Origin of the sequence: Amycolatopsis sp. AA4, assembly GCF_002796545.1 — a bacterium.
Classification (GTDB): Bacteria; Actinomycetota; Actinomycetes; order Mycobacteriales; family Pseudonocardiaceae; genus Amycolatopsis.
Genome location: NZ_CP024894.1, coordinates 8387082 through 8402603, shown reverse-complemented (window position 1 = coordinate 8402603; position 15522 = coordinate 8387082). Strand labels below are relative to the sequence as shown.

Annotated in this window: 13 protein-coding genes; 2 read left to right on the top strand and 11 right to left on the bottom strand. The window is 70.0% G+C overall.

Annotated features, from left to right (window positions below; translation table 11 throughout):
- Positions 1–22: 22 nt before the first annotated feature.
- The 5 genes from CU254_RS38945 to CU254_RS38925 all read right to left on the bottom strand — a co-directional run bounded on the left by CU254_RS38945 (position 23) and on the right by CU254_RS38925 (position 3917).
- Positions 23–550, bottom strand: coding sequence for a single-stranded DNA-binding protein (locus CU254_RS38945; protein ID WP_009085240.1), 528 nt, complete (start codon positions 548–550; stop codon positions 23–25).
- 29 nt (positions 551–579) lie between these two features.
- Positions 580–903: a 30S ribosomal protein S6 gene (gene rpsF / locus CU254_RS38940; protein WP_093572314.1), complete on the bottom strand. Its 324-nt coding sequence runs from the start codon at positions 901–903 to the stop codon at positions 580–582.
- A gap of 101 nt (positions 904–1004) precedes the next feature.
- The gene (locus CU254_RS38935) at positions 1005–1931 is read right to left on the bottom strand and encodes a hypothetical protein (protein ID WP_009085237.1); all 927 of its coding nucleotides are present in this window, start codon (positions 1929–1931) and stop codon (positions 1005–1007) included.
- A 79-nt stretch (positions 1932–2010) separates the two neighbouring features.
- A complete protein-coding gene (locus tag CU254_RS38930) occupies positions 2011–2925 on the bottom strand; it encodes a hypothetical protein (protein WP_037716286.1) in 915 nt (304 codons plus the stop codon).
- 167 nt (positions 2926–3092) lie between these two features.
- Positions 3093–3917 (bottom strand): hypothetical protein, encoded by an 825-nt coding sequence (locus tag CU254_RS38925; RefSeq protein ID WP_009085234.1) that lies wholly within the window; start codon positions 3915–3917, stop codon positions 3093–3095.
- 103 nt (positions 3918–4020) lie between these two features.
- On the opposite strand from CU254_RS38925, the gene CU254_RS38920 reads away from it, so the two are divergent.
- Entirely contained in the window at positions 4021–4794 is a 774-nt protein-coding gene (locus CU254_RS38920) for a deoxyribonuclease IV (RefSeq protein ID WP_009085231.1), read from the top strand.
- A 45-nt stretch (positions 4795–4839) separates the two neighbouring features.
- Here the strand turns inward: CU254_RS38920 and CU254_RS38915 are convergent, their stop codons facing one another.
- The 3 genes from CU254_RS38915 to CU254_RS38905 form a co-directional block, all read right to left on the bottom strand.
- Positions 4840–6405, bottom strand: coding sequence for a glycosyltransferase family 87 protein (locus tag CU254_RS38915; protein WP_100266990.1), 1566 nt, complete (start codon positions 6403–6405; stop codon positions 4840–4842).
- An 85-nt stretch (positions 6406–6490) separates the two neighbouring features.
- Positions 6491–6820: a hypothetical protein gene (locus CU254_RS38910; RefSeq protein WP_009085228.1), complete on the bottom strand. Its 330-nt coding sequence runs from the start codon at positions 6818–6820 to the stop codon at positions 6491–6493.
- A 119-nt stretch (positions 6821–6939) separates the two neighbouring features.
- A complete protein-coding gene (locus tag CU254_RS38905; RefSeq protein WP_009085226.1) occupies positions 6940–8007 on the bottom strand; it encodes an ROK family transcriptional regulator in 1068 nt (355 codons plus the stop codon).
- 57 nt (positions 8008–8064) lie between these two features.
- Here CU254_RS38905 and CU254_RS38900 point away from each other — a divergent pair, with 57 nt between their 5' ends.
- Positions 8065–9123: a Gfo/Idh/MocA family oxidoreductase gene (locus CU254_RS38900; RefSeq protein ID WP_009085225.1), complete on the top strand. Its 1059-nt coding sequence runs from the start codon at positions 8065–8067 to the stop codon at positions 9121–9123.
- A 66-nt stretch (positions 9124–9189) separates the two neighbouring features.
- Here CU254_RS38900 and CU254_RS38895 read toward each other — a convergent pair whose 3' ends face one another.
- The 3 genes from CU254_RS38895 to CU254_RS38885 form a co-directional block, all read right to left on the bottom strand.
- Complete coding sequence (locus tag CU254_RS38895; protein WP_100266989.1) at positions 9190–11502, bottom strand: transglycosylase domain-containing protein; 2313 nt, start codon at positions 11500–11502, stop codon at positions 9190–9192.
- A gap of 441 nt (positions 11503–11943) precedes the next feature.
- Positions 11944–14598, bottom strand: a complete 2655-nt coding sequence (locus CU254_RS38890; protein WP_009085222.1) for a transglycosylase domain-containing protein — start codon at positions 14596–14598, stop codon at positions 11944–11946.
- A 358-nt stretch (positions 14599–14956) separates the two neighbouring features.
- The gene (locus tag CU254_RS38885; RefSeq protein ID WP_037716281.1) at positions 14957–15358 is read right to left on the bottom strand and encodes a DUF5318 domain-containing protein; all 402 of its coding nucleotides are present in this window, start codon (positions 15356–15358) and stop codon (positions 14957–14959) included.
- Positions 15359–15522: the final 164 nt, after the last annotated feature.

The window sequence follows — 15522 nt, the reverse complement described above, 5'->3', positions numbered from 1 at the left end:
GGAATTCTAGAAAGAGATGAGATCAGAACGGGGGTTCGTCGGAGAAGCCTCCGCCGCCACCGCCCGCGGGCGGGGCCGAGCCCCACGGGTCGTCGGCGGGCGCGCTGTTGCCGCCGCCGCCGCGATTGCCGCCGCCTCCGTTGAAGCCGCCTCCGCCGCCGAAGTCACCACCGCCGCCGCCACCGCGGCTGACCTTGTTGACCTTCGCCGTCGCATAGCGCAGCGAGGGGCCGATCTCGTCGACCTCAAGCTCGACGACGGTGCGCTTCTCGCCTTCCTTGGTCTCGAAAGACCGCTGCTTCAGCCGCCCCTGCACCACCACGCGGGCACCCCGCGTGAGCGATTCGGCGACGTTCTCCGCCGCCTGCCGCCAGATGTTGCAGCGAAGGAACAGCGCCTCGCCGTCCTTCCACTCGCCGCTCTGACGGTCGAGCGTGCGCGGGGTGGACGCGACGGTGAAGTTCGCGACCGCCGCACCGGACGGGGTGAAGCGCAGCTCCGGGTCGGACGTCAGGTTCCCGACCACGGTGATGACGGTGTCTCCAGCCACGGATGGCGTCCCTTCGGCTCGGGCTCGGATCAGGCCTTGGCGGGCGCGGGCTTGGCCGCGGCCTTGACCTCGCGGCGCATGACCTTGGTGCGCAGCACGGTTTCCTGCAGCGACAGCTGGCGGTCCAGTTCCTTGACGGCCTCGGCCGTCGAGTTCAGGTCCAGCAGCGCGTAGATGCCCTCGGCGTTCTTCTTGATCTCGTACGCCAAGCGACGGCGGCCCCAGACGTCGACCTTCTCGACGCTTCCGCCCGAAGTGCGGATCACGTTGAGGAAGTTGTCCAGCGTGGGCGCGACCGTACGCTCGTCGAGCGTCGGGTCCAGGATGACCATTACCTCGTAATGGCGTGACATAACCACTCACCTCCTATGGGCTCGCGGTCACGGCGGTTCCGTGACAGGAGGGTTTGTCCAGGTAAGCGTACCCGGCGGGTCCGACAGTCCGGTGCGGCGGGTCAGCTGACGCGGCGCAGCACCCAGGTGCGGACGAGCCCGGCGGTGACGCCGGCCAGCACGATCACCGCGAGCAGCATCGGCAGCTGGACGTCCGAGGCGCCGCCCTGGCTCGCCAGCGCCTCGGCGTTGCCCGCGTTGCGGATGTCCGGACCCTGCTGACCCTGCGGGTCCTGTCCGGCCGACGGCTGCTGCGGCAGAGCGCCGGAGCCGGGCAGCGTGCCGTACCGCGCGCCGGGCGCGATCGCGGTGCCCAGCACGCCCGGATTGCCCGGGGTCGCGGCCGGGATGTTGCCGTAGTCGCGCGGCGGGGCGATGCCGGTCGAGCCCGGCTGGTAGTTGCCGAGCGGGTTGCCGCCGCCGTTCTGCGCGGGCGCGTTCCCGTTCCCGTTCGACGGGGCCCCGCCGTTCGACGGGGAGCTCGGGGACGACGGCGCCTGGTAGTTGTTCGCCACCGTGGTGAGCCCGCACGCGGCCGCGACCCCGCTGCGGATCCCGTTCAGCACCTTGGTTTTGGTGTCCGGCAGAACGCCGAGCCCCCACTCGTCCTTCAGCGCGTTCGCCACGACCTGGCCGATCGCGTCGCCGCCGATCGTGCCGCCCGCGGCGTTCGGGATCGCGCCGACCTGCAGGTTGCCCTTGTTCGCGATGGCGTTCGCCAGCGAATCCGGCCACACGGTCAGCAGCCGCCAGAAGTTGACCTGGTCCTTGGCCGACTGGCGGACGATCTCCTTGACCGCCGAACCCGGCACGGCGACCGAATCGCCCATGCCGCCGGTGACCGAGCCCGTGCACTGGTTCGCGAGCGTGGTCGCCGCGGACGCGGGACCGGCGCCCAGGAACGTGCCGCCGGAGAACAGGGCGGCGAGAGCGGTGACGGTGAGTGCTCGACGGGTTCGCTTCCAGGTGGGGATTTTCCGCACGAGCACTATCCTCCGGGGTCCGCGGGCATGGTTCGTCGCATCAGGAACAACGAATGGACTCCGGCAAAGATACTGGTGAGTTGGCCTAACCTACAGCGGCCATTCGGCGGAGCACCCAGGTGCGGACCAGGCCCGCGCTGACTCCGGAGAGTGCCAAAACTGCCACCAGAACCGGCCAGTCCAACCCGTTCGTGTGGTTGCCGCCGGTGCCCGGCAGTGCTTCGGCGTTACCGGCGTTCTGGATCGTGCGGTCGCCGCCCGGCGAACCGTCCGGGTTCTCGACGCCGTACTGCGGCGCGTAACCCGGGATCTGGCTGCCGTACCGCAGCGAGGGCGACGGGCTGAACAGTCCGGCCATCGCCATCGGGATGCCGCTGTAATCGCGCATAGGCGCGTATCCGGTGTTGTAGCCGTACGACAGATCGCTGAAGTTCGGCAGGAAGGCCGAGAACGGCGCGCCCCCGCCGCCCGCCCCGCCGAAGTCGCCGAGCACCGGGCTGGTCGAGCCCGGCATCTGGGACTGCTGCTGGCCGCCGGGCGAGCCGCCCTGCTGCGGGCTGCCGCCGTTGCCACCGGACGGCGGTTGCTGCGGGTTCGGGCCCGGGTTCTGCTTGCCCGGCTGGCTGCCGGTGAAGCCCTGGCCGACGGCGGCGACGCCCTGCTGCGCCGCGCTGGTGCCGCCCGCGACCGCGCCGTTGACCGCGCTCGCGACGGGCGCGCCGACCACCGGGACCGGCGCGACGACCGTGTTGACCACGTTCACCGTGACCTTGCAGACCGTGCCGAGGACCGCGTTGATGGTCCCGGTGAGCACGCCGGACGCCTGACCGACGATGCCGAGGTCGATCGGGAGGCCGAGCAGCGGAGTGGTCGCCTGGACGTGGTCGCCCGGATGAGCAGTGATGGTGGAACCGCAGGTCGCGGTCAGCGTGTCCGCCGACGCGGTGCCCGGTGCGGCGAGCGCGGCCGAGCCGGCCAGGACGAATGCGGCGGCGCCCACCGCGGTGGCCCTCCGTGCCCGGTGCTGCTGCATGGCCGTCGACCCTTTCGTCGCGTCCCGTTGTACCTGCCTCGCTGTGGACAACGACGGTAACGAAGACGAGTAACGCCCGCCTCCCCTCCGAGGTCAGGCATTCGGGTGGAAGCGAGCGCTACTCAGGGTGAGAGTCAGGCGGGAGTGCGGCGCAGCCACGCGCGCACCAGCGCGGCGGCCACCAGGGCGAGCGCCAGCACGGCGATCAGCAGCGGCAGCCGCGCGGGCGGGTTGGCCGCGGGCAGCGCCTCGGCGGTGCCGGACCTCTTCGCGTCGACCGTCGGCACCTGGTCCTGCGGCAGCTGGCCGGGCACGACCTGGGTGACGAGCGGGGCCTGCACGAAACTCGCCGGGAGCATCGCCGCTCCGGAGAAGATGCCGGACACCGCGTCGAGGCCGGACAGGCCGCCGACCGAGATCACCGGGCCGAGGGTGTCGCCGCCGGGGACGGGCTGGTCCGGGCCGCCGGGGCCGGGAGCCGGGGACGGCGGGCGGGGCGTGGGGTTCGGCGGCCCGGGAGTCGGCTGCGGGCTGGGGGTCGGAGTTCCCGGCAGACCGCCGACCAGCTTCTGGGTCGCGTTGCCGACACCGTTCGCCGCGGCCTGCACCATCGGGCAGGTGTCCTTCGCGGCCGTGTCGCCCACCGCCGGGACCTCGCCGACGCCCAGCGTGCGGACGGTGTCGCCGACCGGGAGCGTGAACAGCGTGTCGTTGCCGTCGGTCTGCTTGGCCTTCGAATCGAGGCCGACGGTGAGCCGGTTCGGCGCGTTGAGCGGAGCGCCCGCGTCGAGCGCGAGGCCGGTGCCTTTCTTGCCGTTCTGCAGCGTGGATTCGCAGTCGCCGCTCACCGTGGGGCTGGGATCGGCGGAAGCGACGGCGGGAAAGGCGAGAGCCGCGGACAGCAGCGGCGCCGCGAGCGCGACTCCGAGCGAAATCGTCCGTCCAGCGCGTTTCCGCATGCCTTTCCTCCCCCGACTGGATCACGGAACGCGCTCACGGTACTCCACGAGCGTCACCAACTCGGGCCGAAGGGGGAGATTCGCCCGGTAGTAGCGTCAGGGCATGCAGATTGGCGCCCATGTCCGAGACGACGATCCGCTGGCCGCCGTCGCCGAGCGAGAAGCCGACGTCGTCCAGTTCTTCCTCTCCGACCCGCAGGGGTGGAAGGCACCGAAACCGCATCCGCACGGCGAGGAGATCAAGGCCTCCCCGGTCGAGGTGTTCATCCACGCGCCGTACCTGATCAACGTCGCGTCCAAGAACAACCGGATCCGCATCCCGTCCCGCAAGAACGTCACGCAGCACGCCGACGGGGCCGCCGCGATCGGCGCGAAGGGCCTGATCGTGCACGGCGGGCACGTCGGCGCGGGCGACGACGTCGAGGAGGGCTTGGTCAACTGGCGCAAGCTTTTCGAGCGCGAGGCGGAAAAGGGCGGCTTCGCGGTGCCGATCCTGATCGAGAACACCGCGGGCGGCGACAACGCGATGACCCGCGAACTCGACGTGATCGCCCGGCTGTGGGACAAGGTCGGCGAGTTCGGCGCGGGCTTCTGCCTCGACACCTGCCACGCCTACGCGGCGGGCTGGGATCTCGAGACCGCGGTGGAGAAGGTCAAGGCCATCACCGGCCGGATCGACCTCGTGCACTGCAACAACTCGCGCGACGAACACGGTTCCAACCGCGACCGGCACGCCTCGGTGGTCGACGGCGACGGCACGATCGAACCGGAATTGCTCGCCGAGGTCGTGCGCCAGGCGGGCGCGCCGGTGGTCGTCGAGACGCCGGGCAAGGGCCAGGCCGCCGACATCGCCTACCTGCGCAAGCAGCTCGCCTGAAGTCCGGGAAGGACTCCTTGAGGGAATCAAGGAGTCCTTCCCGGCTCACGAGACCGGTTGCTCGGTGCGGGAGCGGCGGAAGGCGGCGAAGGTGACTTTGTCGCGCGCCCGCTCCAGCACGCCGCCCGCCGGGTCGTCGTCGCCGGAGAGCCGGACCAGGTCGGTGCGCGGACGGTAGATCTCGCGGATGACCAGCACGCACAGCCCGACGACGGCGAGGTCGCGGATGACGACCCCGCCGAGGAACCAGCCCGCGGGCAGTCCTTTGTGGTCGACGCCGAGGTAATAGAACATCCGGGGCGCCCACACCGCCGCGTCGATGACCATCCAGCCGAGCAGGAGTCGCCAGCGCGGGATCGCCAGCACCGCCAGCGGGACGAGCCACAGCGAGTACTGCGGGCTCCATACCTTGTTCGTCAGCAGGAACGCCGCCACGACCAGGAACGCCAGCTGCCCGAACCGCGGCCGCCGCGGCGCGGTGAGCGCGACGTAGGCGATTCCCGCGCAGCAGGCCAGGAACAGCACTGCCACGACGATGTTCAGCACGGTCGGCGTCTGTCCTTTTTGGAGCACGCCGTCGAAACCCGCCCAGCCGGTGGCGTAGGAGACCACGTTGTAGAGCGAATCCGGGTCCATCGGGCGCAACGTGTTGAGCCGGAAGAACTCCCACCAGCCGCGCGGCGCGGCCACGATGAACGGGACGTTCACCACGAGCCAGGCCAGCACGGCGAACACCGCGGTGCGGCTCCACGCGCGCAGTTTCCCGGCGCGCAGGCACAGCAGGAACAGCACGCCGAGCAACAGCAGCGGGTACAGCTTGGTCGCGACGCCGAGTCCGAACAGGACTCCGGCGACCTCCGGCCGTTTTCGCGACCACGCGAGGATCCCGGCGGCGGTGGCCGCGGTGGCGAGCGCGTCGAAGTTCGTAAAGGTATGGACCAGTACGAGCGGCGAGATGGCGACGAGCACCGCGTCCCACGGCCGGCGTTTCGTCGTCCGCCCGGTGGCCCACACGGTGACCAGCCAGGCGAGCGCGAGCCAGAACGCGGAGATGTTGAAGTAGATCGCCACCGGCAGCGCGCCGGGCAGCCAGCCCGCGTTCGCGACGGACGTCCAGCCCGCCGCGAGTTTCGCGTTGATCCACTGGAACAGCCCGGTGACCACCGGGTACTCCATGTACCGGGTCTGGTTCTCGGCGGTCTGCGAATCCTCCTGCCACGACGTGACGTAGGGGAAGGTCTTCGCGTCGTCGAGCTTTTCCGAGCTGTAGAGCGGGACGATGTCGGAGTAGCACATCGCGACGAACGGACGGCCGGATCGCCAGTCGAGCTGGTGCACGCCATTGGAGTCGCTGTACTGCTGGATGCACGACGCCTTGCCGAACCAGCACAGCACCAGCGCGAGCACGGCCATCGCGAGCCCGACGCGCTGCGGCGACCAGAACCACTGCCTGCCGACCGCCGCGTGCGCGCCGATCGGACCGCCGATGGGTCTCGTCGCCGCGGCCACCAGCGGGTCGTGCCGGCTGGGGGCGATCCGCTCCGCCGGGGTGAGCGTGCGGGGAGCCGAATCCGGCTCTTCGGCGGAAGCGGGCTGGGAGACGCGGGACACGTCGGGATGCTATCGGTCCGCGGGTGGGGTGCCGGTCATTTCGGATCTGTCCGCGCCCCGTCCCTGGACCGGCGGCGGGGCTGGCCTAGGTCGGGTACTGGTTGAACCAGTACAAACCGACGAACAGGGCGGCCAGCCCGCCGCCGGCGAGGGCGCTCGCCACGACGGTGACGATCCTGCGGTGAGCGACAAGGATCCAGACCGTGCCGCCGACCGTGACCGCGGACAACACCAGCGGGACGACTGCGAACTTGTCGACCGCGGCCTGGCACTGCGGCGGCACCGCGGGGGCGTTCGCCGACCGCGTGCAGGCCACCGCGGTCAGGAAGAACGGGACGCTCGACATCGCCACCGTGACCACGGCTCCGAGCAGGAACACTCCGAGCGCCATGCCCAGGCTTCGCTTGCTGAGCATCGTCCGGTCCGTTCTTCCCGACCACGTCTTCAGGATCGCAACGCGTCTTGCAGCGCGTTGGCGTACAACGTAGCGCCGTTCTGGTTTGGATGGAGCGACTGCTGGCGGGCGGTTTCCGGTTATCTTGGATCCTCGTAAAACCCGGCAAGCACCTCGAATGCGGCGCCGAGGGCCACCGCCTCCTCGTCGAGGTCGCTCACTTCGACGTCGATGCGCTGCCAGTACGGCACCGGCAGCAGGTCGCGCAGCTGCTGCGAGACCGTTTCGCGGTAGACCTCGGGCGCGCCGCGGATGGTCCGTCCGAACAGGACGATGCGTTCGAGATCGAGCACCTGCACCAGGTCGGCGAGCCCGATGCCGAGCAGCCGGGCGGCGTCGTGCGGGGTGCCCGCGGCGCGGTGCATGACCTCGACGCAGCCGCGGCGTCCGCAGGCGCAGCGCGGTCCGGCGTAAGCGATGGTGGTGTGGCCGAACTCACCCGCGTTGGTGCGCGGACCTCGGTAAACGCGTCCGTCGATCAGCAGGCCGACCCCGATTCCGGTGCCGACGAGCACCACCGCGGTCGCCGCCGAGGTTTCCTCCGGCCAAGCGTGCGCGAAGGCGGCGGAGTTGGTGTTTTTGTCCAGTGTGACCCGCAGGCCGGTGCGTTCGGCGAGCAGATCGCGCAGCGGGACGTCGTGCCAGCCGGGCATGTTCGTGGCGTCGCGGACGCGGCCCGCGCGGTGGTCGAGCGGTCCCACCGCGCCGACGCCGAGCCCGAGCACCCGGGTCGGATCGACGTCGGAGAGCAGTTTGCGCACGCCGTCGGCGATCGCGGTCACCGCGGTTTCCGGGCTGAAGCCGATCGGCAGCGGGCCTTCGACGATCTCCTCGACCTCGCCGGTCAGGCCGGTGCGCAGGACAAGAAAGCCGTCGCGGTCGAGCTGCGCGCCGAGTGCGCAGCGGGCTTCCGCGCGCAGCCGCAGCATCGTGCGCGGTTTGCCGACGCCGGCCGCGGGTGCGCGTTCGACGTCCAGCAGTCCTTCCGGAAGCAGGTCGGACACGATTTTCGACACGGCCTGCTGGGTCAGCCCGGACCGCTGCGCCAGCTCGACCCGGCTCAGCCCGCCCGCGCGCAGGATGTGCCCGAGCAGCAGCGCGCGGTTGTGGCGTCGCAGCCCGCGCAGGTTGACGCCGGTTTCCGCCATCGGCCGATCATCGCGGACGGGTGGCCTATTACGCAACAGTGTTGTTTAATAGCGGGCATGGCTGATGACGCGCGGGTCGGCATCCTCGGATACGGGATCGGCGGCCGGATTTTCCACGCGCCGCTGGTCGCGGCGACGCCCGGCCTGGTCCCGGCCGTGCTGGTGACCGCGAACCCGGAGCGAGCGGCGCAGGCGCGCGCCGAGCATCCCGGCGCCGAGGTGGTCCCGGACGCGGACGCGCTTTTCGCTCGCGCGGGTGATCTCGACCTGATCGTGGTGACCACGCCGAACCGCACGCACGTGCCGCTCGCCCTGCGCGCGATCGAGGCCGGGATCCCGGTGGTCGTGGACAAGCCGTTCGCGCCGACGGCGGCCGAAGCGCAGCAGGTCGTGGACGCGGCGAAGGCCAAGGGTGTCGGGCTCACGGTCTTTCAGAACCGCCGCTGGGACTCGGATTTCCGCACTGTCGCCAAGGTGCTCGAGTCGGGTCGGCTCGGCAGCGTCTTCCGCTTCGAATCCCGCTACGACCGCTGGGTGCCGAAGATCAAGGACAACTGGCGCGAGTTCGGCGACCCGGCCGAGGCGGGCGGGCTGCTTTACGACCTCGGCGCGCACATCGTCGACCAGGCGCTGCAGCTGTTCGGACCGGTCACCCAGGTCTACGCGGAGGTCGACCGCCGCCGTCCCGGCGTGCAGGTGGACGACGACGTGTTCGTGGCTCTGCACCACGCAAACGGTGTGCGGTCGCACCTGTGGTCGTCCGCGCTCGCCGGCACCCGCAACCCGCGCTTCCGCGTGCTCGGCGACCAGGCGACGTTCACCAAATACGGCCTCGACGTCCAGGAGCCGCAGATCAAGGCCGGTCTCCGCCCCGGCGACGACGGCTGGGGCGTGGAGCCGGAAAGCGATGCCGGTCTGCTCGGAGTGAACGACGACACCGAAGTGGTGCCGACCGAAACCGGTTGCTACGAAGCGTTTTACGCCCAGGTCCGCGACGCGCTGCGCGGCGAGGCCGACTTCCCGGTGGACCCGGCGAGCGCGGTCGAGGCGTTGCGGGTGATCGAGGCCGCGCACCGCTCGGGCGCCGAAGGCCGCGTGCTCACACTCGGCGGCTGAAGCCGCCCTCCGAACGGCCGTGGCCGCGACGGCCTCCCCCCACCGTCGCGGCCACGGCCTTTTTCGTCACTCCTGCGGCGGTTGCTCGCCGGTCGACGGACCGCCGCTCGGCGGGTTGTGCGACGACGGCCTGCCCGACGGCCAATGCGGGAGCCCGCTCGGCCAATGCGGCTGGCTGGGCCCGCCGGTGATCGGCCCGCCGTGGTCGTTCCCGTTGCCGGGGTCGGGTTCGTTGCCGCCGGTCTGCGGCGGCGGCTGCTCGTCGCCCGCGTTCTCGTCCCCTTGCTGCGGCGGCGGGGCTTGCGCGCCGATCAGCGGCACCTGGTCGAACTTCTCCGCCGGCTTGCCCTTGAGGTAGCCCTCGAGGAACTTCTGCCACATCGGACCCGCGATCGTCGAACCGTAGATCGGCGACGTGCCCGAACCGTGCAGCGCCTGGTCGCCGTCCGCGCCGACCCACGCGGCGACCGAGACCGACGGCGTGTAGCCGACCATCCAGGTCTGCGCGTTCGCGTTAGCCGCCCACGCCGGTTCGCCCGGACGCTTCGTGTGCTGCTGGGTACCGGTCTTGCCGGCGCATTCGTGGCCGGACGGGCACTTCAGGTGCGAGAAGTCGATCACCGGACCCAGCGCCATGGTCACGTTGCCGGCGATCTGCTTGCTCTTGTCCGCGCTGCTGTCGAACGCCGGTTTGCCCGCGCTCGTCTGTGCCTCGTAGGCGACCTCGTTCTGCCCGTTGGTCACCTTCTGCACGAAGTGCCGGTCGCGCTGGATGCCGTTGGCCGCGAAGGTCGCGTACGCACTGGCCATGTCCGCGGGCGTGACCTGGGTGTTCCCGCCGCCGAGGGCGATGTTCGCGTCCGCGGTCGAGATCAGCGACTTGCCGCCGTTGTCCTTGGTCTTCACGCCGGCTTCCTGCGCGGCCTGCCCGACCGGGCCCGGATGCGTCTGGTTCAGCACCATGTCGTAGAACACCGTGTTCGCCGACCGTTTCATCGCCTCGGCGACCGTGCACTGCCCGGAGCAGCTGGAACTGGGACCCGCGTTGCGCACGACGCGACCGTCGAAGACCCGGTTGTTGCTGCCGTCGAAGGTCTCATTGATCCCCTTGCCCATCTTGAGGAACGCGGTGAGGTCGAACGCCTTCATCGACGACCCGGGGTTCTGCGGGGTGTTCGCCCAGTCGCGCGCGCCCTGCTTCTTCCCGTTCACGTCGACGGTCGCCGGTCCGCCGTAGTACGCGAGCACGCCGCCGGTCTTCGGATCGACCGCCACCAGCGAATCGAGCAGCCGATCGTCCGACTGGTCCTTCAGCGCGTCGGTCGCCACCTGCGTCGCGACCTCCTGGGCGCGCTTGTCGATGGTGGTCTGGATCGTGTAGCCGCCCGCGTAGTACTTGTCGTCGTCGATGCCGTGCTGCGCCAGCTCGGCCCGCGCCTGGACGGTGATGAATTTGTACGGCGCGTTCGCGTCGTCCTTCGATTCCTCGAGCGGGATCACGGCCGGGAACTTCGCCGATTGCCGCTGCTGCGCGGTGATGTACTTGTTCTCGAGCATCCGGTCGAGCGCGGTGTTCCAGCGGCCTTGGGCCACCTTCGGGTTCTCCGAACGACCCGGCTGCTGGATCAGCCCGGCCAGCAGCGCGGCCTCGGAGTAATCCAGCTTCGAGACGTCCTTGTGGAAGAAGGCCTGCGACGCCGCGCCGACGCCGTACGCCCCGCGCCCGAAGTAAATGATGTTCAGGTACGCGGTGATGATGTCCTGTTTCTCGTACGTTTGGTTCATCTTGAAGGACTTCGCCAGCTCGGTCCATTTGCGGGTGAGCGTCGGGGCGTCGTTGTCGGTCGCCTTCTTGATGTACTGCTGCGAGATCGTGGACCCGCCGCCGGTGCCGCCGGTGAGGTTGTTGAACACCGCGCGGAGCAGGCCGGTGACGTCGAAGCCGGAGTTGGTCTCGAACGTCGCGTCCTCGGTCGCGATCACCGCGTGTTTCACCACGTCCGGGATCTGCTGCGGGGTGAGGATCTGCCGGTTGCCGCCGGAGGGCACGTCCTTGCCCATCGGGCTGCCGTCGGCGTAGAGGTAGGTGACGGCCTGGTTCTGGCCCTGCGCGACGCTCTGCGGCGAGGGCACGTCGACCAGGAAGTAGGTGATCACGAACGCGATCGCCGGGAGCACGATGAAGAGGCCGACGAACGCGTAGGCACAGCGCCGGATGATCTTCCAGCGTCTCTTCTTGCGCTGCGCGGGCGTGCGGCCCTTCTTGTCCACGTCCTCCGGCGGATAGACCTCGTCCGGGTCGAGCGGACCCTCGTCGCGGTACCCGGCGTCCCGGTAGCCGGGGTCGCGGTAGTCGTCCTCGACCATCCGGTGGGTCATCAGCTCCGGCTCGCGCTGCGGCGGCGGCACCGGGCGACGGCCGGGCGGCGGCGGACGGCGGCCCGGCGGCGGAGAACCCGCGGGACCCGCCGGGCCCGTCGGACCGGCGGCCGGACGCTGCGGGCCGCGGGCCCACGGCGGCGGCCCGGGCTGGGACGGGGGTGGTTGACGCCGCGGGTCGGGTTCCCGGTCGGGCCAGGAGCGGCTGCGGTCGTCGTTCACTGCGGATCCTCTTCTCGGACACGGGCAGCCTGCGGACGCAGAAGGCCCTCTGTTGACCAGACGCGGCGACCCCGGTCGAGGTTCACTCTCCTGGCCGATCCCCTTCGCGGGGGAGGAGACCGTCGGTGAACCTACCGCACGCCCAGCCGGGCGGTACCGGCAAAAAGAGGCTCCTCTCCGGCGTGGGAGAGGAGCCTCTTTCAGGGGGTCGGGCGCGGGTCAGCCGGTGCGTCGCGGCGGCTCGCCGTTCACGACGGGACCTCCCCCGCTGCCCGGATTGCCGCCTTCGGTGCCGCCGCCGAAGATGCCGCCCGGTTTGGTCGGGCTGGTCGTCGACGAGGACGTCGGATGCGACGAACTGGTCGGCGGCTCCGACGACGAGGACGTCGTGGACGGCGGAGGCGCTTCCTCGCTCGAGGTCTGGCGCGGCGGCGGGGCCGTCTTGCTCGACGTGACGACCTCGTCCGCGTCCTTGCCGATCGGCTGCACCTTGTCGAACTTCTCGTCCGGCTTGTCCTTCAGGTAGTTCGTCATGAAGTCCTGCCAGGTCGGACCAGCGATCGTCTTGCCGTAGATCGGTTTGTCGTTCTTGTCGTGCAGCGGCTGGGTGCCGTCGCCGCCGATCCAGACGGCGACCGAGATCGACGGCGTGTAACCGACCATCCAGGTCTGCGAGTTGCGGTCCTTGTACGAAGGCGGGTCGGTCTTCTTCGGGTCGTACTGCTGGGTTCCGGTCTTGCCCGCGCACTCGTGTCCGCTCGGGCACTTCAGGTGCGATTCGGCGATGACCGGGATGAGCGCGTCGGTCACGTTTCCGGCGATCTGCTTGCTCTTGTCCGCGTTGTCGTCGAACGCGGGTTTACCCTGCCCATTGGTGTTGTCGAAGATGACCTCGTCCTGCGAATTGGTGAGCTTCGCGACGAAGTGCTGATCGCGCCGGACCCCGCCGGAGGCGAAGGACGAATACCCGGCGGCCATGTCCTCCGGAGTCACCGACGTCTCACCACCGCCGAGAGCGATGTTGGCGTCGTTCGTGCCGAGCTTCGCCACCCCTTGCGGAGCTGTCCGAACGCCCGCTTCCTTGGCGGCTTCCGCGACCCGCGCCGGCTTCGTCCAGTTCAGCACCATGTCGTAGAACACGGTGTTCGCGGACACTTCCATCGCCTTCTTCACCGTGCATTGGGATCCGCAGCTGGCGCTTTCGCCCGCGTTGCGGACGACGCGGCCGCCGAGTTCGCGGTTGTTGGTGCCGTCGAAGGTCTCGCCGAGGCCCTTGCCCATCTTCAGCCAGGCAGTGAGGTCGAAGGCCTTCATCGACGAACCCGGGTTCTGTGGCTTGCTCGCCCAGTCCAGGGCGAGCGTGTCGTTGCCCTTGTCGTCCTTGATTGTGTTGGGCCCGCCGTAGTAGGCGACTACGCCGCCTGTTCTGGGGTCGATGGCGACCAGCGCTCCCAGCAGCTTCGGGTCGGTCTGGCCCTCCATGTTGTCCTGGACGGACTGCACCGCGAGCTTCTGCGCGTTCGGGTCGATCGTGGTGTAGATCTTCGCGCCGGTGGAGTAAAGCTTGTCCTCGTCGTAGCCCTTGTCCCTGAGCTCATCGATGATGCGCTGCCGGACGAAGTAGTCCAGCGTGCCCGCGTCCTGCTTCTTCTGCGCGTCGCGCGGGACCATCGTGGGCAGCTGCGCGGCCTTGCGGTCGGCGGGCGAGAGCCAGTGGTTGGCCACCATCTGGTCCATCACGTAGTTCCACCGCTTCTGGACGTACGCGGTGTCGCGGTCGCGGCTCGGGCCCTGGATCATCCCGGCGAGCAGCGCCGCCTCGGACGCGTTGAGCTGCGAGACGTCCTTGCCGAAGTACGCCTTCGACGCGGCGGCGATGCCGTTGGCGCCGCGCCCGAAGAAGACGATGTTCAGGTAGCCGGTGATGATGTCCGATTTGGACGCTTCGTTGTTCAGCTTGAACGACTTCGCCAGCTCGGTCCACTTACGGGTCAGCGTGGGGGCGTCGTTCTTGGTCGCCTGCTTGATGTACTGCTGCGAGATGGTCGAACCGCCGCCGGTGCCGCCGGTCGCCTGGTTGAAGACCGACCGCAGGATCGCCATCACGTTGAAGCCGGAGTTGGTCTCGAAGGTCGCGTCCTCGGCCGAGTACACGGCGTGCTTGACGACCTCCGGGATCTGGTTGGGCTGCAGCAGTTCGCGGTTGCCGCCCTGCGGGACCACGCGGCCCATCACCGATTTGTCGGCGTAGTAGAAGGTGATCGGCTGGCTCTGCTTCGCGAGCACTTCCTGCGGCGAGGGCACGTCGACCATGAAATAGGTGATCACGAACGCGATCGCGGGCACCACGACGAACAGGCCGAACATCGCGTACAGCACGCGCCGGATGATCTTCCACCGGCGTTTGCGGCGCTGCATCGGCGAAAGCGGGATCTTGGGCTTCTTGCCGTCCTCCTCGCCTTCCGCTTCGTCCTCGAAGTCGGCGTCGTCCGAGTACTGGGCGAGGCGGGTTTCCTCGTCGTACGGGTCGTAGCCGTCGTCGTACCGGTCGTCGTAGGGCGCGTAGCCGTTGTGCGCGGCGTGCGTGATCAGGTCCGGTTCGCGGTCGGTCTCCGGGTAGGACTGCGGAGGCGGCGGGACCGGGCGGCCTTGCGGCGGCCGTCCGTTGGGCGGCGGCTGGCGGAAGCCCTGGGTGGCGTTCCCGTTCGGACCGCCATTCGGACCGCCGTTGGGTCCGGGACGGCCGCCCGGAGGCTGGCGACGCGGCGGGGGCGCGCCCTGTCCGTCGAGGCTCTGGGACGCCCGGGTGCCCGAACCGCGGTCCTGCGGGGGGCCTTGCGGCGGGCGGCCCTGCGGGGCGCGGTTCTGCGGCATCCGCTGCGGACGGCGCGGCTCGTCGGCGGCGGGCCACTGCGGACCGCCCTCGTCGCCGCTCGGCCATTCGGGACCGGCTTCGGCTCTCGGCGCACGCGGCGGGCGCGGACCGCCCGCGGGAGGACGGCGGGGCGGCGCGGGGCGCCGGGGGGCGTCATCGGCTGGCCAGGCGGGACCGGGGTCCTCCTGCGGGCGCCGGGCACGGCGAGGTGCATCTGGCTCCTGGCTGGGCCAGGAGCGGTCGCGGTCGTCGTTCACGAATGGGCCTCCGAAGGCGGCACTGCCTGCACTGCCGCCGCCGTCGTCCGGGACGGACAGCGGCGCGCCGCCCTGCGTTCTGCAGCGGTTGTGGTACTCGTCACTGCCCGGCAGTCCTTCGCGGCCGGGTCGGCTGGGGCTCTCCCGTGCCGAGGACATAGGACAGGACCAGATGGTTCCAGTGGCACGTCCGGCACACCTCTACGTCATAGACGGTGAATTCCCCGAAAACCCCGGACATCCGGGCCAGTTCGGCGGGGGTGCGTGCCGATCCCGAGACGTGCTTGAGCTCGTCGCCGTACACCCAGGAGACGAGGTGCAGCGGCGCCCGGCGGCACATCGGACAGGCCCGGTCCTCGGGTCTGCCGTGGAATTTGGCCGCGCGGAGCAGGTACGGGCTCGCGTCGCAGACCTCGTGGTCTCCGACCCGTCCGGAGCGGACGCCCGCCAGCAGCGCACGGCGCTGCAAGGCGTAATCCACAACCTGCCGCTGGTTTCGCACGAGGACAGAGTACGGGCTCTTTCTGTGTCCGGGGTGCCCCCTGCTTTCCCGCACCCAGCGCGACCGTTCGGACACGCCGAAAGTTAGCTAACGCTCTGGTCACGGATCGCCGGGCGCGTGCTGGTCGCGGGTTACTTCCGCCACTTCGATGTATCGGCGCGATA